Source organism: Variovorax atrisoli 110B, assembly GCF_000382045.1.
Taxonomy (GTDB): Bacteria; Pseudomonadota; Gammaproteobacteria; order Burkholderiales; family Burkholderiaceae_C; genus Variovorax; species Variovorax atrisoli.
Genome location: NZ_KB907450.1, coordinates 906,712 through 925,928, shown reverse-complemented (window position 1 = coordinate 925,928; position 19,217 = coordinate 906,712). Strand labels below are relative to the sequence as shown.

Here is a 19,217-nt window from a genome sequence, read left to right as displayed (position 1 = left end):
AAGTATTTGCCTGATTCTCCAGACCTCCCGCGCGGGGCGTGCGAAGCGGCGGGAGGAGCGCTAAGCTTCCGATCGCTCATTCCTCCAGGGGCCGTCCGGTCGTTTCCGCGGCTCCCCATCGCGACAAGGCTCCAGAAACATGTCCGACGAAACACCCGAAATCGCCGCCGCCATCGCCCAGCCGATGCCGCTCGACCCCGAACTCGAAGAAGCCCGCAAGCAGCTCGTGGCGCTCATCGAGCACATCACGCAGGGGCAGGAAGGCACCGTCGTCACCGCCGTACCCGGCCTGCAGGTGTTCTGCATCCGCAAGCCCGAAGGGCCCAAGCACGGCTTCGCTTCCCCCGCTTTGGGGCTGATCGCGCAGGGCTCCAAGCGCATCATCGTGGGCGACGACATCTACGTGTACGACCCGATGCACTACCTCGTGACCTCCGTCGACCTGCCCGTGTGCGGCCAGGTGTGCGTCAAGAGCGAGGACGAGCCCTACCTGGGCGTGCGGCTCGAGCTGGCCCTCGACGAGATCGGCGACCTCATCGGCGACGAGAAGCTGCCGGCCAAGGCCAACGCGCCGGCCTCGCGCGGCATGTACGTCAACCGCATCGCCATGCCGGTGCTGGAGCCGGTGCTGCGCCTGCTGCGGCTGCTCGATACGCCGGAAGACGTGCCCATCGTCGCGCCGCTGATCAAGCGCGAGATCATGTATCGCCTGCTGGTCAACGGCGAGGGCGCCCGGCTGCGGCAGATCGCCCTGCAGGACAGCCACACGCAGCGCATCACCAAGGCCATCAGCGCGCTGCGCATGAACTACGCCCAGTCGCTGCGGGTGGAAGACATGGCGCGCGCGGTGCACATGAGCGTGTCGTCGTTCCACCACCACTTCAAGGCGGTGACCGCGATGAGCCCGCTGCAGTACCAGAAGCAGCTGCGTCTGCAGGAGGCGCGCCGGCAGATGCTGATCGCAGGCGCCGACGTGGCGAGCGCCGCGCACAGCGTGGGCTACGAGAGCACCTCGCAGTTCGCCCGCGAGTACGGCCGCATGTTCGGCGCGCCCCCGCTGCGCGACAAGCGCCGCTGGCTGGGCGAGGCGGGCAACGACGCGATGGGCGCCGCTTCCATGGAGGCTGCGTGAGCCTGCCGGCACGCGGAGCTGCGCCGCGTGGCTGAATCGAAGATCGCCATCTACGGCGCCATCGGCGCCAACGTGGCGATCGCGGCCACCAAGTTCGTCGTCGCGGGCATCACCGGCAGCTCGGCGATGCTGTCGGAAGGCGTGCATTCGGCGGTCGACACCTTCAACGGCGTGCTGCTGCTGGTGGGCCTGCACCTGAGCAAGCGGCCCGCGACTGCGGAGCACCCGTTCGGGCACGGCAAGGAGCTCTACTTCTGGAGCCTGATCGTCGCGGTGCTGATCTTCGGTCTGGGCGGAGGCGTGTCGTTCTTCGAGGGCGTGCAGCACATCCGCCAGCCTGAGCCGATGCGCGATCCGTTCTGGAACTACGTCGTGCTGGCCGCGGCGGCGCTCTTCGAGGGCACGAGCTTCCTGATCGCTCTGCGGCAGTTTCGCGCGCAGGCACGCGGATTGCCTTTCTGGCAGGCGCTCGACCGCAGCAAGGACCCGACCACCTACACCGTGCTGGCCGAGGATTCCGCCGCGCTGGTGGGCCTGGCGGTCGCCGCGCTCGGCATCTACCTGAGCCATGCGCTGGACATGCCCGAACTCGACGGCGTGGCCTCGGTGATCATCGGCGTGCTGCTGGCGGGCGTGGCGGTGGTGCTGGTCGCGCAGGCGCGCGGGCTGCTGATCGGCGAGGGCATCCGCCCCGAGACCGCCCGCGCCATCCGCGCGATGGCCATGGAGCAGGAATGCGTGGAGGAGGTGGGGCACATCCTCTCGATGTACATCGGCCCCGACGAGGTGCTCGTGGTCGTCGACGTCAACTTCAAGGACGACACGCCCACCGGCGAGGCGGCCGATGCCATCGCGGCCATCGAGAAGCAGGCACGCGCGCGTTTCCCGATGATCAGGCGGATCTTCATCGAGGCGAGCGAGGCACCCGCTCCGGCCAGGACCAGCGACGCCTTGTAGCACTTGCCGCGATTTCTTGCGTCGTCCCGGCCATGCAGGCTTCGCGAAACTTCGCTATCGTCTTGCCCGCTGCAGCAACCCGCCCGCCCCTTCGGGCGGGAGAACTCAACAACACGGAGAAATGCATGCTTTGGGAAAAGAAGCTGGCGCAGTGGAGCGCCGCGGTCCGCGAGCGCGCCAACCTGCCGGCGCGGCTCACCCTGTGGGATGGCCAGTCCTTCGACTTCGGCACCTTCAGCGGACCCGCCGTCACGCTGCACGTGAAATCGCCAGCCGCTCTGTCGCTGATGCTGCAGCCCACGCTCGACAACCTGGGCGAGGCCTACGTCAAGAGCAAGATCGACATCGAGGGCAAGCTCAGCGACGTGATCGACATCGCCTACGGCCTGGCCAGGACATCGATCGACAAGCCGGGCGGCGCGCTGCAGAACATGGCGCGCTACTTCACGCACACCAAGTCCTCGGACAAGAAGTCCATCCAGTACCACTACGACGTTTCCAACGAGTTCTACCAGCTGTGGCTCGACCCGAACATGGTGTACTCGTGCGCGTACTTCGAGAACGGCGATGAAGACCTCGCCACCGCGCAGCTCAAGAAGATCGACCACATCCTCACCAAGATCGAGCTGAAGCCGGGCCAGACCCTGCTCGACATCGGCTGCGGCTGGGGCGCGCTGGTGATCCGCGCGGCGCAGAAGTTCGGCGCGCGCTGCGTGGGCGTGACGCTGTCGCAGAACCAGTTCGATCTCGCGACGGAGCGCGTGAAGGCCGCCGGTTTGGAAGACCGCATCGAGATCCGCCTGCAGGACTACCGCGACGTGACCGGCCAGTTCGACCGCATCACCAGCGTCGGCATGTTCGAGCACGTGGGCCGCAAGAACCTGCCCGACTACTTCAGGCGCGTGCAGCAGCTGCTGGCCGACGACGGCGTGGTGATGAACCACGGCATCACCTCGTCCGACCCCGAAGGGGGCGGCGTGTCGTACGGTGGCGGCGACTTCATCGACCGCTACGTGTTCCCCAACGGCGAGCTGCCGCACATCAGCCTCGCGCTGCAGGCCATGCAGCAGGGCGGGCTCGAGGCCTTCGACGTGGAGAACCTGCGCCGCCACTACGCGCAGACGCTGCGCTTCTGGAGCGACGCCTACGAGGCCAACAGCGAGAAGGCGCGCGCCCTGGTCGACGAGGAGAAGTTCCGCATCTGGCGCGTGTACCTCGCGGGCTGCGCCTATGCCTTCGAGAACGACGACGTGGCGATCTACCAGGTCGTCGGGCGCAAGGCGGGCAGGCCGGCGAAGACGCTGCCGTGGTCGCGCCGCTACATCTACGACGGCACTTCGGCGCTGAACGCCGGCTGAGCTCGCTCGGGCTCGGGCGCCCGAGAGCCCGAGCCAGCGACAGGGGCTCATGGCGTCTATAGCATGCACGGCTCATGACCTCCACGACCCCCAGAACAACAAGCCGCCCACTGGTCATCGCCTCGATCATGGCCTCCATGGCGATGGTGGCCATAGAAGCCACCATCGTCTCCACCGTGATGCCGCAGATCGCCTCCGAGCTGGGCGGGCTGCATCTCTACAGCTGGGTGTTCGCCTCCTTCCTGCTGGCGCAGACCGCGATGACGGTGGTGTTCGGCAAGCTGTCCGACCTCTACGGCCGCAAGCCCATCATGTTCGTGGGCATCGCGGTCTTCGTCATCGGCTCGGTGCTCGCGGGCTTCTCGTGGTCGATGCCGGCCATGATCTGCTTCCGGCTCATACAGGGCATCGGCGCGGGCGCGATCCAGCCGGTGGCGCTCACCATCGTGGGCGATCTCTATCCGGTGCGCGAGCGCGGCAAGGTGCAGGGCTGGCTCGCGAGCGTGTGGGCGGTGTCGGCGGTGCTGGGGCCGATGATCGGCGCGCTCATCGTGCAGAAGCTCTCGTGGGCGTGGATCTTCTGGGTCAACGTGCCGATCGGCCTCGCGGCGGCGGCGGGATTCTGGTTCTTCCTGCACGAAGCGCCCACGGTGCGGCGCTCTTCCATCGACATCGTGGGCGCCGTGCTCTTCACCATCGGCATCGCGGCGCTGATGATCGCGCTCACCGAATTCGGCGTGGGCAACTCGGGCGTGGCGCTCGCGTGGGCCGGGTTGTTCGCCGTCACGCTGGTGCTGTTCATCGCGCAGGAGCGCCGCGCGGCCGACCCGATGGTGTCGCTGCGCCTGTGGGGCGCGCGGATGATCGCCATCGTCAACGGCGCGGCCATGCTCGCCGGCATGGTGCTGATCGGCATCACCACCTTCCTGCCGATGTACGTGCAGGTGGTGCTGGAGCGCTCCTCGGTCACGGCTGGCCTCACGCTCACGATGGTCATGCTGGGATGGCCCATCGGCGCGACGCTGACATCGCGCACCTTCCACCGCATCGGCCTGTGGCGCATGGTGGTGACCGGCGCGGCGCTGATTCCGGTGGGCGCCTCGACCTTCGTGCTGCTGGGCTCGGGCAGCTCTCCCGTGCTTCCTGCGATCGGCTCCTTCATCATCGGACTGGGCATGGGCGTGATGAGCCTGAGCTCGCTCATCCTCATCCAGGAGGGCGTCGATCTCGCGCAGCGCGGCATCGCCACCGCATCGAACGTGTTCTCGCGCAACCTCGGCAGCGCGCTGGGCGCCGCCTTCTTCGGCGCGGTCTTCAACTTCGGGCTCACGCACGGCGACGGTCGGCCGATGTTCTCCGACGAGCAGCTGCGCATGCTGCTGCAGGGCGTGCACGGCTCCGTCGCGGGCGATTCGGCCATCCGCCTGGCGCTGGGCGGATCGCTGCACCTCACCTTCGTGATGATGCTGGTCGTGAGCCTCGGCGTGATCGCGCTGGCCTTGCTGCTGCCCAGGGAAGGGCTGGTGGAGAGCAGGGCGGTGGCAGCCGGGGAGGCTGCGCCGAAGTAGCCCGCCTCAGGGCGCCTGCAGCGCTTTCTTCATGTACGCGAGATAGAAGCCGGGCGCGTAGTCGTCGATGCGCCCGTATTCCTCGTAGCCCTGCTTCAGGTAGAAGCCGCGTGCCTGCCACTCGAAGGTGGACAGCTTCGCGTTCCTGGCGCCGAGCGTGATGGCCTGCCGCTCGGCTTCGGCCAGCAGGCGGCTGCCGAGGCCTGCACCCCGGGCATCTTCCTCCACGAAGAGCACCTCGACATCGAGCCAGTACAGGAACACGAAGCCGCGCAGCCCGCCGAGCAGACGGCCGTTCTCGTCTCTCGCATCGAGCCGGATGTATTCCTGCCTCGGGTATTCGCCGACGAAGCCGTAGTTGTAGCGGCGCAGCTTGAGGCCCAGTTCGCCGGAGCGCAACTGTTCCTCGGTAGGGGGCGACAGGGTGATGTTCATTCTGGTGCTGCCTCGATCCTGGGGAGGCGGCATTCTGCCCGCACGCGCGGACCGCATATCGATCCGCGCTTTCCTTCTTTGTGCGCTTCGGCAGCCGTTGATACGGTCTCGCTCTTTGCATTGCGAGGCGATCGACCATGGGCGCGAGGGATTTCGAGCGGCATCTTCTTTCGGGAGCGGACGGCTCCGCGCGGCACGAGGCCGATGTCCTGGTGATCGGCGGCGGGCCGGCCGGTGCATGGGCTGCCGTGAGCGCGGCCGCGCAAGGGGCGCGCGTGCTGCTCGCCGACAAGGGCTTCTGTGGCACGTCGGGCGCGACGGCGCCTTCGGGCACGGGGCTCTGGCACGTGTCGCCCGAAGGCAAGGCGCGCGAGGAGGCCAAGGCCAGCCGCCTGGCGATGGGCGGCCACCTGGCCGAGCACGCCTGGATGGACCGCGTGCTGGAGCAGACCTGGGAGAACGTCGAGCGGCTCAAGGACTGGGGCTACCCCTTTCCCGCCGACGACCAGGGCGCACTGCGCTGCACCTCGCTGCAGGGTCCCGAATACATGCGGCTGATGCGCAAGCGGGTGAAGGAATCCGGCGCGCGCATCCTCGACCACAGCCCCGCGCTCGAACTGCTGGTGGACGAGCACGGCACCGTCTGCGGCGCCACCGGCGTCAACCGCCAGACGGGCGAGAGCTGGGTGGCACGCACCGGTGCTGTGGTCATCGCCACCGGCGGCTGCGCCTTCCTGAGCCGCGCGCTCGGCTGCAACGTGCTCACGGGCGACGGCCAGCTGATGGCGGCGGAGGTGGGCGCGGCGCTCTCGGGGATGGAGTTCTCGAACGCCTACGGGCTCGGACCGGCGTTCTCGTCGGTGACCAAGTCGCTGTTCTACAACTGGGCGACCTTCTACACGGCCGACGGCGTGGCCATCGAGGGCGCGGGCTCCTCGAAGGGGCGGGGCGTGATCGCGCAGACGCTGCAGTCGCAGCCGGTCTTCGCATGCCTCGACCGCGCCGATGCGCAGATCCGCGCGTGGATGCGCACCGCGCAGCCCAACTTCTTCGTTTCCTTCGACCGGCAGGGCATCGACCCCTTCACGCAGCACTTTCCCGTGACGCTGCGGCTCGAAGGCACGGTGCGCGGCACGGGCGGCCTGCACCTGGTGGACGACAGCTGCGCCACCTCGGTGCCGGGCCTGTACGCCGCAGGCGACGCCGCGACGCGCGAGCTGATCTGCGGCGGCTTCACCGGCGGCGGCAGCCACAACGCGGCCTGGGCGCTGTCTTCCGGCTTCTGGGCCGGCGCAGGCGCGGCGGCCTTCGGGCGCGATGCGCGCGCCAGGTCGCAGCGCACCGCACTGCGCGCGGGCGGCGTGGCGCTTTCGACGCGCGGTGCGACGGCCTTCGACAGCCAGGAAGTCGTTCGCGCGGTGCAGGCCGAGGTCTTTCCGTACGAGCGCAACTGGTTCCGCGAAGGCGATGCGCTGCGCGATTCGCTCTCGCGGCTCGATGCCTTGTGGGAGCGCCTGCGCACCAGCGCGCCGGCCGCCACTGCTACCGAGGCGGTGCGCGCACGCGAAGCGGCGGCCATGCTCGCCACCTCGCGCTGGATGTATCGCAGCGCGCTGCAGCGCACCGAAACGCGCGGCATGCACCGCCGGCGCGAGCACGGCACGCTCGATCCGTCGCAGCGGCACCGGCTGCTCAGCGGCGGGCTCGACGAGGTCTGGGTGCAGAAGCACGCAGTGAATGAAGGGGTGGACGCATGATCGAAGTCATCAGCGCCGAGCGCTGCACCGCCTGCAACATCTGCGTGAACGCCTGCCCGACGAACGTCTTCGAGGCCGTGCCGGGCGCAGCGCCGCGCATCGCCCGGCAGGACGACTGCCAGACGTGCTTCATGTGCGAGCTGTACTGCCCGGAAGACGCGCTCTACGTCGCACCGATCGCGGACCGCAGCGCCACCGCCGAGGAGCGCGATGCCGCGGCGGCGGCCCTCATGGGCAGCTACCGCAGCGCCGTCGGCTGGGGCCGCGGCCGGCAATCGACCGCGTCTGCCGATGCGAGCTTCGAGCTGCTGCGGCGAGCGCACTGAGCCGCCTTTATTTCCTTTCCAACTGAGCTTCTCGATGTCCGATCTTCCAAGCCGCCGCCGGTTGCTGCGCGGCGCCGTCGCCGCAACTGCCGCAGCCGCCGCGAGCGCGTTGCCCGTCTTCTCCATTGCCCAGCAGCAGGGCAGCAGCAGCCAGGTGCTGCGCCTGGGCTACATCGGCCCCGGCAAGAAGCCCGCCAACGCCACCGGCTGGGCGCTGCGGCAGGGGCACCTGCTGCGCGAGCTGGCGCCGCTGGGCTTCAAGGAAATCACGACGCGCAACTTCCCGAACGGGCCCGACCTCAACGAAGCGTTTCTCTCCGGCGCGCTCGACGTCGGCATCTACGGCGACACGCCCGCCGTGGTGGCGCGCTCGCGTGGTCTCGACGGGCAGCTCATCGGCTTCGACGCGGTCGGCATGAACGTGTGGCTGCTCACGCCGCGCAATGGCGTGCGCAGCGTGAAGGAACTCGAGGGCCAGTCCATCGGCGTGGCGCGCGGCTCCTACATGCACCGCTACGTGCTGGGCCTGCTGAAGGAGAACGGCCTGCAGAAGTCGGTCAAGGTGATCCACATGTTCCCGCGCGACGGCGAGGCGGCGCTCGACCAGGGATCGATCGCGGCGTTCGCGGCGCAGATCGACGTGGGGCCGCTGCTGGCCTCGCGCGGCTATCCGGTGATCGACGAGGCGGAGAAGCACCCGACGCTGCGTGGCACCTCGGTGATCGTCGCCTCGGGCAAGCTGCTGGCCGCTGCGCCGGGCCTGCCCGCCGCATGGACGCGCGCGCGGCGCACCGCGCTGCAGGAGATCCGTCGCAACAGCGCCGACTACTACGCCTTCCATTCGGAGGTGAGCGGCTTTCCGCTGGAGATCGTGAAGGTCTCGCACCCGCTGTCGCACTTCCCCGAGGCTGCGTATCCGCCCGAAGGCCTGGCGCTGCTCGACGAGGTGAAGAAGTTCCTGCTGGCCGAGAACCTCGTGAACCGCGATTTCGCGCTGTCCGACTGGCGCGCTCCGCAGCAGGCCTGAAGCGCGCCGCGGCGCTGCTCAGGAATGGCAGACGAGGCCGTCCTTGAGCAGCGTGATCTCGAACTGCAGGTTGCCCGCACGTGCGCCGCGCGCCTTTGCCAGCGTGCCGTCCGCGCGCCATTGGCGCAGCGCGGCGGCCAGGTAGTCGCGAGACGCCTCGTCGCCCTGCGGCAGGCGGATGGCGGCGTCCGAAGGCGGGCGCAGGCCGCTTGCCAGCGGCTTGTAGAAGCGCCATTCCTCGTTCTTCAGCAGCCGCTGAAGCACTTCCTCGTCTTCGGCCAGCGCCGTGCACTCGCCGGCCATGAAGGCCGACACCGCATGCACGGACGAGGGGTAGCTGCGCGGCTGCGCGCCGTAGCGCAGCGACACCGCGCCGGCATAGCCCGAGCCTTCGCCCACGCAGACCGAGGCGCCGCGCAGCGAGTCGGCATCCTGCACGCGGCCCTTGCGCAGCGCGACCACGAGGCCGCTGCCGGTGTCGTAGCTGCCTGGTGCCGCGTCGATGCCCTTGGGTGCGGTCGTGGCCGGAACACCTGCCACCAGCAGGTCGACGCGGCCTTCGCGCAAGGCCGCCTCCTGGGTGGCGGTGTCCAGCCCGACCAGTTCGAGCTTGACGCCGAGCGAGCGTGCGAGCTCGCGCGCCAGCGTGGCGTCGAAGCCGTCGGGTTCGGGCGGCGTGGGTGCTTCTGGAGGGGCAGGGCGGGGATAGCGGCGCACGCCCACGACGAGCGTGCCGCGCTCGATGGCCCTGTCGAGCACCGGCCCCTTGGGCAGTTCGCTCAGCCGGCTGCCCGAGGCCCACGAAGCGCCCAGGCCCGCCAGCGCGGCGGCCGCGGCGAGAGAGGCGCTGGCCAACGCGAACCTGCGGGGGCGCGTGGAAATGGCTTCACTCATCGAGGCTCAGCCCCCGCCGCCAGCGCAGCAGCCGCCGCTCCAGCAGCGCAAGAAGGTAGTTGAGCAGCAGCCCGAGCGTCGCCAGCAGCAGGATGCCCGCATACATGGTCGGTATCTGGAAGGTCTCCTGCGAGTTCAGCGTGAGAAAGCCCAGCCCGGAGTGCGCACCGATCATCTCGGCCGCCACCAGCGCCGTGATGCTGTAGGCGCCCGCCAGCCGAACGCCGGTGAAGATCGAAGGCAGCGAAGCCGGCAGCACCACCTTGAAGAAGACGAAGCGGCGCGAGGCGCCCATCGACAGCGCCGAGTTCACCAGCAGCCGGTCGACCTGCTTCACCCCGCCCACCGTGCTCAGCAGCACCGGCCAGAACGAGGCCCAGAAGATGATCGCCACCTTCGACAGCTCACCGATGCCCAGGAACAGGATGAACACCGGAAAGAGCGCGAAGGCCGATGTCTGGCGGAACAGCTGCAGCACCGGATCGACGATGGCCGCGAGCCTCCTGAAGCCGCCCACGAGCAGGCCCAGCACCACGCCCGCGACGCTCGCGAGCACCAGTCCCCAGATTGAGCGCTGCAGGCTGGCGGCGACATGCTTCCAGAGCTGGCCGTTCTCCAGCAGTTGCACGATGCTCGCGAGCACGGCCGAAGGCGGGCTCAGGTAGGCGTCGCTCACGATGCCCAGGCGCGGCAGCGCTTCCCACAGCGCGAGGAACAGCACGATGCCGATGCCGCGCTCGGCCACGCGGCCGAGGCTGCGTGCCAGCTTCAGAAGCCGGCTGGGCGACCGCACCACCGGCGCGTCGAGCACCGCGCTCACGACACCACTCCTTCGAGCGACCGGGGCCGCAGGCCGAGCTGCACTTCGTCCTTCAGCACCTCCCAGGCGCGCTGGCGCAGCGCTGCGAACTCGCCCGAGTGGCGCAGCTCCGCCGAGCGCGGGCGCGCGAGAGGGATGTCGATGATGTCCTTGATGCGGCCGGGCCGCTGCGTCATCACTGCCACGCGGTCTGAGAGGTACACGGCTTCCTCCAGGCTGTGCGTGATGAACACGATGGTCTTGCGGTGCTGCTCCCAGATGCGCAGCAGCTCGCCCTGCAGCACCTCGCGCGTCTGCGCATCGAGCGCGGCGAAAGGTTCGTCCATCAGCAGCACGTCGGGCTCGTAGGCCAGCGAGCGCGCGATGGCCACGCGCTGCTTCATGCCGCCGGAGATCTCGTGCGGGTAGCGCTCGCCGAAGCCCTGCAGGCCGACGAGCTCCAGGTATTCCTGCGCCGTGCGGCGGCGCGCGGCCCTGGCCACTCCGCGGATGTCCAGGCCCACCGCGATGTTGTCGAGCCCCGTGAGCCACGGAAAGAGCGCATAGCCCTGGAACACCACGCCCTGGTTGCGGTTGATGCCCGAAAGCGGCTGGCCATTGATGGCGATGCGCCCGCCGGTGCGCTCGGTGAGTCCGGCCAGGATGCCGAGGAAGGTCGACTTGCCGCAGCCCGAGGGGCCGAGCACCGAGAGGAACTCGCCTTCGCGCACGTCGAGGTCGAAGCCTTCGAGCACGCGCACCCGTTCGCTGGCGCCGCGTGCGGCGTAGTCCATCCGCACGTCGCGGGCGGAGATCTTGATGCTCATCGCTTGGTGCCCGCTCAGGCCTTCGTGGCGAAGGGGTTGAACTCGTTCGTGTACACGTCCTTCACCGACACCTTGCCGGTGGCGAGCTTGCCCTCGGACTGCAGGATGTCGATGTAGTACTGGATCGGCGGCTCGGTCACCACCAGGTCGTCGACGTAGGCGTAGCGGTCGACGTTCTTCAGCTCCATGTTGATGCGCCTGGCCACCAGCTTGCGGGCTTCCTCGGTGTTGGCGTTGACCCAGTTGCCGGCCTTGGCCAGCGCGGTCACCACGTCGCGCACCGCCTCGGGGTGCTGGCGGATGAACTGGCCGTGCGCGCTGTACGGCGCCATGCCGCCCAGGCCGCCGTCGAGGTCGAAGTCGCTCCACAGCCGCACCAGCGAGTCGGCGTTGTCGGCGCGGCCGGAGAAGGGCGCGTGGATGATCGCCAGGTCGGTGTTGCCGGTCACCAGCGTCTGCTCGGCCTGCTCGTCGGGGATGACGACGAAGTTGATCTTGTTCACGTCCACGCCGTGCTGGCGCAGGTACTTCTTGGTGACGAACTCGGCGCAGGCGCCGAAGCTGTTGAAGCCGATGGTCTTGCCCTCGAGGTCCTTCGGCGCGCGGATGCCCGAGTCCTTGCGGACGAAGTACTTCATGTGCGGCGCTTCCTGCAGCGTCTTGCCGCCGGCGGCCACCACCTTGAGGTCGGCGCCCGAGGCGATGGCCGAGATCACCAGCGGCACCATGCGGCTGCCGAAGTCGATCTCGCCCGTGCCCACCAGCGGAATGATCTGCGGCGCGGCGATCTTGCCGACGTAGTCGGGCCGGGTGTTGGTGCCCTCGAAGTAGCCGAGCTCGTCGGCCAGGTAGATCAGGTCGAAGGAGGGGTTGTTCGGGTACTTGAACGCGACCTTGTCGCCGGTCTTCTTCACCACCGCCGGAGCACTGCCGGCGGATGCGGTCCTGCCTTCGTCGCGCGAGCAGCCCGCGAGCAGCAATCCGCCGAGGCCGCCGGCGGCGCCGAGCGAAGCGAAGGTCTTGAGCGCGCGGCGGCGCGAGGGAAGGGCGGGAGTGGACGGGTTGGACATGGCGGCGCGCCCCGAGGTCGGGGCCGGTCTGGGAAGTTGGCTAGGCGCCGATGCTAGGAAGCGGCGCGCACGCCTCCAACGAAGAAATCCGCGCATGCATATGCGGCGACGGATAAGTGCGACAGCGGCGTGGAAATGCTTGCCCCGCGCGGCAGGCGGGGGCATCCTCGAAAGTTTCCCGCGATCTCCTTTCGTTCGGTCGCCCTTTCTTCTTTCTTCCATTGCCAGGACCAGACACACCCATGACCTACCACGCCGACCCCAAGCGCTACGACGCCATTCCCTACCGCCGCGTCGGCCGCAGCGGGCTGGTGCTGCCCGCCATCTCGCTCGGGCTGTGGCACAACTTCGGGGACACCACCTCCATCGCCACGCAGCGCCAGCTGCTGCGCACCGCCTTCGACCTGGGCATCAACCACTTCGACCTGGCCAACAACTACGGCCCGCCCTACGGCAGCGCCGAGACCAACTTCGGCCGCCTGCTGCGCGAAGACTTCAAGCCGTACCGCGACGAGCTCATCATCTCCAGCAAGGCAGGCTGGGACATGTGGCCGGGCCCCTACGGCAAGGGCGGCGGCTCGCGCAAATACGTGCTCGCCAGCCTCGACCAGAGCCTGCAGCGCCTGGGCCTGGACTACGTCGACATCTTCTACTCGCACCGCTTCGACCCCGAGACGCCGCTGGAGGAAACGGCTTCCGCGCTGGCCCAGGCGGTGCAGCAGGGCAAGGCGCTGTATATCGGCATTTCGTCTTACTCCGCCGGCAAGACGCGCGAGATCGCCGCGCTGCTGCGCGAGTGGAAGGTGCCGCTGCTCATCCACCAGCCGGCCTACAACCTGTTCAACCGCTGGATCGAGAAGGACCTGCTGAACGCAACGGAAGAACTCGGCGCGGGCGTCATCGCCTTCACGCCGCTGGCGCAGGGCCTCCTGACCGACAAGTACCTCAGCGGCATCCCGGCCGACTCCCGCATCAACCGGCCCGGCGGCGGCTCGCTGAAGCAGGAGCACCTGTCAGAGGCCAACGTCGAACGTGCCCGCGCGCTCAACGAGATCGCACGGCGCCGCGGCCAGTCGCTGGCACAGCTCGCGCTGACCTGGACGCTGCGCGATGCGCGCGTGAGCTCGGCGCTGATCGGTGCGAGCCGGCCCGAGCAGATCGTCGACAACGTGGCGGCGCTGTCGCATGCGCCGCTGAGCGCGGAGGAACTGGCCGAGATCGACAAGTACGCGGTGGAAGGCGGCGTGAACCTCTGGGAGAAGCCCTCGACGGACTTCGCCTGAGCCGCTTCTCTTCTTTGTCTTCTCAGGGACCGCATCAGGTAACTCGGAATCCGTCTTTGGCAAAGGCGGGTGCGCTTTGCAGAATCGGCGCAAGCATTCGTTCGATTCATTGATTGCCATGCAATTGCGCACCCATTACGTCTCCCCGGCCGCCCAGGCGCGCCATGTCCTGGCCCTCACCGCGAAAGCCTGGCATGTGCCACCGGCTTCGCCGCACGCGCTGGCGCGCCGCGCACCGCACGGCTACGTGCCTGTGCGCGCGCTTCGGCGCCTGCATGCGGCCGCCATGTTGAGCCTGCTGCCCCATTCGTGGTGAACTCGGCGCCAGGACATTGAACCTGGAGATGACCGAGCATGCTGATCGTTCTGGGTGGGCTGCCCGGCAGCGGCAAGACCACCATCGCCCGCGAGATCGCCGTGCTGCTGCCTTGCGCGTACCTGCGCATCGATGCCATCGAGCAGGCGCTGCGCTCTGCCGGCGCACCCGGTGGCATATCTGACGGTACTTCCGACGGAACATCCACCAGAGAGATCGGCCCGGCCGGCTACATCGTGGCCTATGCGCTGGCTGGCTCCAATCTTTCCCTGGGCCAGGCGGTTCTGGCCGACTGCGTGAACCCCTTGCCCGTCACGCGCGAGGCCTGGCGGGCCGTCGCGGCGCGGGCTTCTTCACCCATCGTCGAAGTCGAGGTCGTGTGTTCCGACGCTGCCGAGCACAGGCGCCGCGTCGAGCAGCGGCACGTCGACATACCCGGCCTCGCGCCACCTACGTGGGGGTCCGTGCAGCGGCACGACTACGAGCCGTGGAGCACGCCGCGCATCGTCATCGACACCGCCGCAATGAGCGCGCGAGAGGCTGCGCAGGCCATTCTTTCCCACACGAGACACTGAGCATCCAGCAGATATCGATATAGGAATTCAGCGCAAGCGGTGCGCGCAATGCCCCAGAGAATTCGCAGCAATTCTTCATCAAGGGGCGTCAGCCACCGCACACCGTGTCCTACTCGCTGTCCCTGCTCGACAAGAGCCTGATCCCGGAAGGCGCCGACGCCGCACAGGCGTTCCAGCACACCATCACGCTCGCGCAGGCGGCCGAGCGGCTGGGCTACCGGCGCTACTGGCTCGCCGAACATCACGGCAACAGGAACTACGCAGGTTCGGCGCCCGAGGTGCTGGCAGCGCACCTGCTGGCAAAGACTTCGCGCATCCGCGTGGGCACCGGCGGCGTCATGCTCCAGCACTACAGCCCCTTCAAGGTGGCAGAGGTGTTCCGCGTGCTGGCCTCGCTGGCGCCGGGCCGCGTGGACATCGGCATCGGCAAGGCGCCCGGTGGCCTGCCGCTGACGAGCAAGGCGCTGCAGTGGCTGCACGATCCCGCCAGGAGCAGGAGCGACGACTTCGGCGTGCGCCTGTCCGAGCTCGATGCCTTCCTGGACGACGGCGTCGCCTCCGGCCATGCGCTCGCCGGCGCTGTGGCCACGCCCAATCCGCCGCAACTGCCGCAGCGCGTGCTGCTGGGCGGCAGCCCCGAGAGCGCGGTGCTTGCCGCGCGCCTGGGCTGGCAGTTCACCTATGCAGGGCACTTCAATGGCGACCCCGTGAACCTTGCGCGATCGGTCGAGGCCTACCGCGCGGAAACGGGGCGGGCGCCGCTGCTGGCGCTCTTCGCCTTCGCGGCAGAGACGAGCGAGAAGGCCGCGGAGCTCGTGGGCGGGCTGCGCAGCTTCCGCGTGCACCTGCCCACCGGCCAGAGCGTGAACCTGCCAAGCCTCGAAGCAGCCGCCGAGTTCGCACGGCAGGCGGGCGTGAGCGACTACCGGACCGAGGAGCGCCGCCCGCATGTGATCGCCGGCACCGGCGAAGAAGTGCGCGATGCGCTCGATGCATTGAGCGAGCAGTACGGCATCGAGGAGTTCGTCATCGACATCCCCGTGGCCGGCTTCGCGGAGCGCCGTGCGTCGGTCGAACTGCTCGCCGCGGCGCGCGAGGCCGTGCCTGTCGCAGCCTGAGCCTTTCCTTCCTTTTTTCCCATTGCGAACCCCTCGAAGCGAGCCATCGTCATGAGCAACGACAACAGCAACAAGAGCATCAAGTTTGGCGTCATGCTGCAGGGCGCCGGCAGCCACATGAACTCCTGGAAGCATCCGGGCGGGCCGGCCGATGCCAGCGTCAACCTCGGCTTCTTCGTGCGCACCGCGCAGAAGGCCGAGGCTGCCGGCATCGCCTTCGCGTTCGTGGCCGATGGGCTCTACATCAACGAGAAGTCGATCCCGCACTTCCTCAACCGCTTCGAGCCGATCTCGATCCTGTCGGCGCTCGCCACGGTGACCTCGAAGATCGGCCTCGCCGGCACCGTCTCCAGCTCCTACAGCGACCCGTTCACGGTGGCGCGCCAGTTCGCCTCGCTCGACCTCATCAGCGGCGGGCGCGCGGGCTGGAACGTGGTGACCACGCCGCTGGAAGGCAGCGCGAAGAACTACAGCCGCGCACACCCCGAGCACGCCTTGCGCTACGAAATCGCCGACGAGTACCTCGCGGTGACGCAGGGCCTGTGGGACAGCTGGGACGACGACGCCTTCGTGCGCGACCGCGAGAGCGGCCGCTTCTTCGATGGCGGCAAGCTCCACACGCTGAACCACAAGGGCCGCTTCTTCGAGGTGTCGGGGCCGCTGAACATCCAGCGCTCGCCGCAGGGCCAGCCGGTGATCTTCCAGGCCGGCTCGTCCGACGCGGGCATCGGGCTGGCCGGCAAGTACGCCGACGCCGTGTTCACCCATTCGCCTTCGCTGGAGGACACGCGCAGCTTCCTGCGGCAGGTGAAGGCCAGCGCCGTCGCGCAGGGCCGGCAGGCCGGCGACGTGAAGATCTTCCCGGGCATCGGCCCCGTGGTCGCCGCCACCGAGGAAGAGGCCGAAGCCAAGTACCGCGCCATCCGCGAGCTGTTGACGGTGGAGGAAGCCCTGGCCTACCTGGGACGCTTCTTCGACCACCACGACTTCAGCCAGTACCCGCTGGACGCGCCGTTCCCCGAACTGGGCGAACTGGGCCGCAACAGCTTCCGCTCGACCACCGACCGCATCAAGGCCAACGCCAGGGCCAAGGGCCAGACGCTGCACGAAGTGGCGCTCGAAGTGGCCACGCCCCGCACGCAGTTCGTGGGCACCGGCGAGCGCATCGCCGACGAGATCATCCGCTGGGTGGACGAGGGCGCGGCCGACGGCTTCATCCTCGGCTTCCCGGTGCTGGGGCAGGGGCTGGACGACTTCATCGAGTTCGTGATCCCGGCGCTGGAGGCGCGCGGGCGCTACCAGCGAGAGCTTCCGGGGCAGACGCTGCGCGACCACCTGGGCCTGCCGCGCAAGGCGAGCCGCTACGCGGCGCAGGAAATCGCGCCCGCCGTGCAGAAGGCCGCGTGATGAGCGAACAGTTCGTCTACACCACGCCGCTCGATCCGCGCGCGAAGCCGCTGATCGAAGGACTGACCTTCGAGTACGACAGCCGCTACGGCGACGTGATGCGCGAGCCGGGCCAGCCGCGCGAGATGGAGCGCTACCCCGCGGAGGTGTTCACACCGGCACATGGCGGCAACTTCGTGCTGCTGCTGCGCGACGGCGTGGCCATCGGCGGCGGCGCCTTCATGCGCCACGACGAGCGCACCGCCGAACTCAAGCGCGTGTGGACGCATGCCGATCTGCGCAGGCAAGGGCTGGCCAGCAAGGTGCTAGCCGAACTGGAGGCGGAGGTGCTTCGGCAGGGCTACGAGCGCATCTACCTGACGACCGGCTTCCGCCAGCCCGAGGCCGTGGGCCTGTACCTGGGCCATGGCTATACGGCGCTCTTCGGTCCGCCCATCGATCCGGAGACGCCGCGCAAGCTGCCTTTCGAGAAATACCTGGACACCGGGCGGCGGCACGCCCCTTCGGCTTCCGGGCAACTGGTCGGAGTGGCGCAGCGATGAACACCACCGTCCTCGACGCGGCCGCCGAGCCGATGAACCCCGCGCCGGTGCGCGCACCGCAGCCGCAGCGTTCGCCGGTTCCCGCCGCGGCCCCGGCCAACGGCGACTACTCGCACTTCCGCATCGTGCCGGCGCGCTACCCGGCGCGCACCGTTGGCACCATCTTCGCCGTGCTGGTAATCGGCATCGTGCTGCACTCGACGCTCACCAACCCGCGCTGGGGCTGGGGCGTGTTCGCGCAGTGGTTCTTCGCCGAGCCGGTGCTGCAGGGCCTGGGTCGCACGCTTCTGCTGACGGCGCTGGGTGCGCTGCTGGGCTTCTTCTTCGGCACCGCGCTGGCGCTGGCGCGGGTGTCGCGTTCGCCTCTGCTGGCGCGGCTCGCGTGGGTGTTCACCTGGCTCTTCCGCTCGGTGCCGGTGATCGTGCTGCTGCTGATCATCAACAACCTGGGCTACCTCTACGAGACGGTGACGCTGGGCATCCCCGGCACCGATGTCACCTTCTTCTCGTACCCGACCACGCAGCTCATCAGCCCCTTCGTGGCGGCGCTGCTGGGACTCACGCTGAACCAGGCGGCCTTCGCCTCGGAGATCGTGCGCGGCGGCATTCTTTCGGTGGAGCAGGGGCAGCTGGAGGCGGCTGCGGCGCTGGGCCTGTCGCGCGGGCGGCAGTCGTTCCGCATCGTGCTGCCGCAGGCGATGCGCACCATTCTGCCCACGGCCTTCAACGACATCATCGGGCTCGCCAAGGGCACCTCGAACCTCTACATCCTGGCGCTGCCGGAGCTGTTCTACACGATCCAGATCATCTACAGGCGCAACCTGGAAGTGATTCCGCTGCTGATGGTGGCGACCGTGTGGTACCTCATCATCCTCACGGTGCTGTCGGTGGTGCAGCACTACGTGGAGCGGCATTTCTCGCGCGGTGCGCTGCGCAACCCGCCGAGTTCGCGGCTCGGCCGCGTGGCCAGCAGGCTGTGGCGCTCGAAGCCGGCGCCCGTGGCAGAGCCCGCCGCCGTCGTGCCCGCGCAGGTCCCGCGCTGGACCGACCCGCTCACGCAGGGCGGCGAGGTCAGGATCCACGGCGTGTCGAAGAGCTTCGGCGCGCTCAAGGTGCTCGACGATGTCACGCTGACGGTGGGGCGGGGCAGCGTGACTGTGATCCTCGGCCAGTCGGGCTCGGGCAAGTCGACGCTGCTGCGCGCCATCAACCACCTGGAGCGCGTGGACGACGGTTTCATCTCCATCGACGGCGAACTCATCGGCTACCGGCGCGACGCTGACACACTCTACGAACTGCGCGAGCGCGACATCCTGAAGCGCCGCGTCGACGTGGGCATGGTGTTCCAGAACTTCAACCTGTTCCCGCATCTGACTGTGCTGGAGAACATCGTCGAGGCGCCGATCTCCGTGCGCGGCCTCTCGCGGCCCGAAGCCGAGGCGCTCGCTTCCGAGCTGCTGGTGCGCGTGGGCCTGGGCGACAAGACGCATGCGTATCCGCGACAGCTCTCCGGCGGCCAGCAGCAGCGCGTGGCCATCGCCCGCGCGCTGGCACTCAAGCCCAAGGTGCTGCTGTTCGACGAGCCCACCTCGGCGCTCGACCCCGAGCTGGTGGGCGAGGTGCTGGCCGTCATCAAGGAGCTGGCGCGCTCGGGCACCACGCTGCTCATCGTCACGCACGAGATCGGCTTCGCACGCGAGGTGGCCGACAACATCGTCTTCATGGAGCGCGGCCGCATCCTGGAGACCGGCTCGCCCGACAAGGTGTTCAACGCGCCGGAGCATCCGCGCACGGCCGAGTTCCTCGCCAAGGTTCTCTGACCTTCT

General features: G+C 68.7%; 19 protein-coding genes. 14 read left to right on the top strand and 5 right to left on the bottom strand.

The genetic code is table 11. From position 1 onward, the window contains the following. The first annotated feature begins 139 nt into the window (after nucleotides 1–139). From G369_RS0104320 to G369_RS0104305, 4 genes are all read left to right on the top strand, one after another. On the top strand, nucleotides 140–1,132 hold the full coding sequence (locus tag G369_RS0104320) for an AraC family transcriptional regulator (protein WP_019652750.1): 993 nt from the start codon (nucleotides 140–142) through the stop codon (nucleotides 1,130–1,132). Nucleotides 1,133–1,159: 27 nt separating this feature from the next. After that, nucleotides 1,160–2,089, top strand: a complete 930-nt coding sequence (locus G369_RS0104315) for a cation diffusion facilitator family transporter (protein ID WP_019652749.1) — start codon at nucleotides 1,160–1,162, stop codon at nucleotides 2,087–2,089. Nucleotides 2,090–2,214: 125 nt separating this feature from the next. Then, nucleotides 2,215–3,447, top strand: a complete 1,233-nt coding sequence (locus tag G369_RS0104310) for a class I SAM-dependent methyltransferase (RefSeq protein ID WP_019652748.1) — start codon at nucleotides 2,215–2,217, stop codon at nucleotides 3,445–3,447. Nucleotides 3,448–3,521: 74 nt separating this feature from the next. Beyond that, nucleotides 3,522–5,015: an MFS transporter gene (locus G369_RS0104305; RefSeq protein ID WP_019652747.1), complete on the top strand. Its 1,494-nt coding sequence runs from the start codon at nucleotides 3,522–3,524 to the stop codon at nucleotides 5,013–5,015. Between the two features lie 6 nt (nucleotides 5,016–5,021). Here G369_RS0104305 and G369_RS0104300 read toward each other — a convergent pair whose 3' ends face one another. Next, on the bottom strand, nucleotides 5,022–5,450 hold the full coding sequence (locus G369_RS0104300; protein ID WP_019652746.1) for a GNAT family N-acetyltransferase: 429 nt from the start codon (nucleotides 5,448–5,450) through the stop codon (nucleotides 5,022–5,024). A 137-nt stretch (nucleotides 5,451–5,587) separates the two neighbouring features. On the opposite strand from G369_RS0104300, the gene G369_RS0104295 reads away from it, so the two are divergent. The 3 genes from G369_RS0104295 to G369_RS0104285 are packed head-to-tail and all read left to right on the top strand — an operon-like array spanning nucleotide 5,588 to nucleotide 8,560. Beyond that, the gene (locus G369_RS0104295; protein WP_019652745.1) at nucleotides 5,588–7,207 is read left to right on the top strand and encodes an FAD-dependent oxidoreductase; all 1,620 of its coding nucleotides are present in this window, start codon (nucleotides 5,588–5,590) and stop codon (nucleotides 7,205–7,207) included. Beyond that, nucleotides 7,204–7,533 carry a 4Fe-4S dicluster domain-containing protein gene (locus tag G369_RS0104290; protein ID WP_019652744.1) on the top strand — a complete coding sequence of 110 codons (330 nt, stop codon included), beginning with the start codon at nucleotides 7,204–7,206 and terminating at the stop codon, nucleotides 7,531–7,533. Before G369_RS0104295 ends, G369_RS0104290 begins: the two co-directional genes overlap by 4 nt. 34 nt (nucleotides 7,534–7,567) lie before the next feature. After that, the gene (locus G369_RS0104285) at nucleotides 7,568–8,560 is read left to right on the top strand and encodes an ABC transporter substrate-binding protein (RefSeq protein WP_019652743.1); all 993 of its coding nucleotides are present in this window, start codon (nucleotides 7,568–7,570) and stop codon (nucleotides 8,558–8,560) included. Between the two features lie 18 nt (nucleotides 8,561–8,578). Here G369_RS0104285 and G369_RS0104280 read toward each other — a convergent pair whose 3' ends face one another. The 4 genes from G369_RS0104280 to G369_RS0104265 are packed head-to-tail and all read right to left on the bottom strand — an operon-like array spanning nucleotide 8,579 to nucleotide 12,150. Then, nucleotides 8,579–9,454 carry a substrate-binding periplasmic protein gene (locus G369_RS0104280; protein WP_026346199.1) on the bottom strand — a complete coding sequence of 292 codons (876 nt, stop codon included), beginning with the start codon at nucleotides 9,452–9,454 and terminating at the stop codon, nucleotides 8,579–8,581. Next, on the bottom strand, nucleotides 9,447–10,274 hold the full coding sequence (locus tag G369_RS0104275; RefSeq protein WP_019652741.1) for an ABC transporter permease: 828 nt from the start codon (nucleotides 10,272–10,274) through the stop codon (nucleotides 9,447–9,449). Before G369_RS0104275 ends, G369_RS0104280 begins: the two co-directional genes overlap by 8 nt. Next, the gene (locus G369_RS0104270) at nucleotides 10,271–11,080 is read right to left on the bottom strand and encodes an ABC transporter ATP-binding protein (protein WP_019652740.1); all 810 of its coding nucleotides are present in this window, start codon (nucleotides 11,078–11,080) and stop codon (nucleotides 10,271–10,273) included. The genes G369_RS0104275 and G369_RS0104270 overlap by 4 nt, the downstream gene beginning before the upstream one ends. 14 nt (nucleotides 11,081–11,094) lie before the next feature. Beyond that, entirely contained in the window at nucleotides 11,095–12,150 is a 1,056-nt protein-coding gene (locus tag G369_RS0104265) for an ABC transporter substrate-binding protein (RefSeq protein WP_019652739.1), read from the bottom strand. 242 nt (nucleotides 12,151–12,392) lie between these two features. Between G369_RS0104265 and mgrA the strand changes: the two genes are divergently transcribed. From mgrA to G369_RS39695, 7 genes are all read left to right on the top strand, one after another. Beyond that, entirely contained in the window at nucleotides 12,393–13,433 is a 1,041-nt protein-coding gene (gene mgrA / locus G369_RS0104260; RefSeq protein WP_019652738.1) for an L-glyceraldehyde 3-phosphate reductase, read from the top strand. 76 nt (nucleotides 13,434–13,509) lie between these two features. Beyond that, complete coding sequence (locus G369_RS0104255; protein WP_020722953.1) at nucleotides 13,510–13,749, top strand: hypothetical protein; 240 nt, start codon at nucleotides 13,510–13,512, stop codon at nucleotides 13,747–13,749. A gap of 38 nt (nucleotides 13,750–13,787) precedes the next feature. After that, entirely contained in the window at nucleotides 13,788–14,324 is a 537-nt protein-coding gene (locus tag G369_RS0104250; RefSeq protein WP_019652736.1) for a P-loop nucleotide/nucleoside kinase family protein, read from the top strand. A gap of 104 nt (nucleotides 14,325–14,428) precedes the next feature. After that, a complete protein-coding gene (locus G369_RS0104245; RefSeq protein WP_019652735.1) occupies nucleotides 14,429–15,442 on the top strand; it encodes an LLM class flavin-dependent oxidoreductase in 1,014 nt (337 codons plus the stop codon). A gap of 51 nt (nucleotides 15,443–15,493) precedes the next feature. Further along, a complete protein-coding gene (locus G369_RS0104240) occupies nucleotides 15,494–16,849 on the top strand; it encodes an LLM class flavin-dependent oxidoreductase (RefSeq protein ID WP_019652734.1) in 1,356 nt (451 codons plus the stop codon). Continuing rightward, the gene (locus G369_RS0104235; RefSeq protein WP_019652733.1) at nucleotides 16,849–17,391 is read left to right on the top strand and encodes a GNAT family N-acetyltransferase; all 543 of its coding nucleotides are present in this window, start codon (nucleotides 16,849–16,851) and stop codon (nucleotides 17,389–17,391) included. Before G369_RS0104240 ends, G369_RS0104235 begins: the two co-directional genes overlap by 1 nt. Further along, on the top strand, nucleotides 17,388–19,211 hold the full coding sequence (locus G369_RS39695; protein WP_080647791.1) for an amino acid ABC transporter permease/ATP-binding protein: 1,824 nt from the start codon (nucleotides 17,388–17,390) through the stop codon (nucleotides 19,209–19,211). The genes G369_RS0104235 and G369_RS39695 overlap by 4 nt, the downstream gene beginning before the upstream one ends. The last annotated feature ends 6 nt before the right edge of the window (nucleotides 19,212–19,217 follow it).